The following is a 1,708-nucleotide window of genomic DNA, read 5'->3' as shown; positions in this document are numbered from 1 at the left end:
CGACCTGTCAGTCTCACAGTCAAGCTCCCTTGTGTACTTGCACTCAACACCTGATTGCCAACCAGGCTGAGGGAACCTTTGGGCGCCTCCGTTACCCTTTAGGAGGCAACCGCCCCAGTTAAACTACCCACCAGACACTGTCCCTGAACCGGATAACGGTCCGAAGTTAGATACCCAAATCAACCAGAGTGGTATTTCAAGATTGCCTCCACCCATACTGGCGTATGGACTTCACCGGCTCCCACCTATCCTACACAAGCTAACTCAGATACCAATGTCAAGCTATAGTAAAGGTCCCGGGGTCTTTCCGTCCTGCCGCGCGTAACGAGCATCTTTACTCGTAATGCAATTTCGCCGGGCCTGTGGTTGAGACAGTGGGGAAGTCGTTACGCCATTCGTGCAGGTCGGAACTTACCCGACAAGGAATTTCGCTACCTTAGGATGGTTATAGTTACCACCGCCGTTTACTGGCGCTTAAGTTCTCCGCTTCGCCCCGAAGAGCTAACAGGTCCCCTTAACGTTCCAGCACCGGGCAGGCGTCAGTCCATATACATCGAATTACTTCTTCGCATGGACCTGTGTTTTTAGTAAACAGTCGCTTCCCCCTGCTCTCTGCGGCCATACAACGCTCCACCCGCGCGGGGCTTCACGTCTCCGGCCCCCCTTCTCCCTAAGTTACGGGGGCAATTTGCCGAGTTCCTTAACCACAGTTCGCCCGATCGCCTCGGTATTCTCTACCTGACCACCTGTGTCGGTTTGGGGTACGGGCCGCTAAGAACTCGCTAGAGGCTTTTCTCGGCAGCATAGGATCACTGACTTCACCTGAATCGGCTCGGCATCACGTCTCAGCCTTCATGTGTTGCGGATTTGCCTACAACACGGCCTACACGCTTACCCCGGCACAACCACCGGCCGGGCTCAGCTACCTTCCTGCGTCACCCCATCGCTTGACTACTACCCGCCAGGTTCCCACGCTCCCCAACCTCAACCCGAAGGCCTTGGCTGGTTTGGATGGTTAGCACAACGAGGTTCATCAGGGACGCTCTTTCGCGGGTACGGGAATATCAACCCGTTGTCCATCGACTACGCCTCTCGGCCTCGCCTTAGGTCCCGACTCACCCAGGGCGGATTAGCCTGGCCCTGGAACCCTTGGTCATCCGGCGGAAGGGTTTCTCACCCTTCTTTCGCTACTCATGCCTGCATTCTCACTCGTGCCGCGTCCACAACTGGGTCACCCCGCTGCTTCACCCCCGGCACGACGCTCCCCTACCCATCCACACACCTGCACAACACATCAAGGCGTTGCGTGGTTAAAATGTGAATGCCACAGCTTCGGCGGTGTGCTTGAGCCCCGCTACATTGTCGGCGCGGAACCACTTGACCAGTGAGCTATTACGCACTCTTTAAAGGGTGGCTGCTTCTAAGCCAACCTCCTGGTTGTCTATGCGACCCCACATCCTTTTCCACTTAGCACACGCTTAGGGGCCTTAGCTGGTGATCTGGGCTGTTTCCCTCTCGACTACGAAGCTTATCCCCCGCAGTCTCACTGCCGCGCTCTCACTTACCGGCATTCGGAGTTTGGCTGATTTCGGTAAGCTTGTGGGCCCCCTAGACCATCCAGTGCTCTACCTCCGGCAAGAAACACGCGACGCTGCACCTAAATGCATTTCGGGGAGAACCAGCTATCACGGAGTTTGATTGGCCTTTC

Annotated in this window: 1 rRNA gene; it reads right to left on the bottom strand. The window is 56.2% G+C overall.

Annotated features, from left to right (window positions below):
• Positions 1-1,708, bottom strand: a 23S ribosomal RNA gene (locus AB0B91_RS65705); the annotation flags it as partial.

It is taken from the genome of Nonomuraea sp. NPDC049141 (genome assembly GCF_040648415.1).
In the GTDB taxonomy this organism is placed as follows: domain Bacteria; phylum Actinomycetota; class Actinomycetes; order Streptosporangiales; family Streptosporangiaceae; genus Nonomuraea.
Note: the sequence above shows the minus strand (reverse complement) of the source record. Positions and strands in the feature narration are given on the sequence as shown.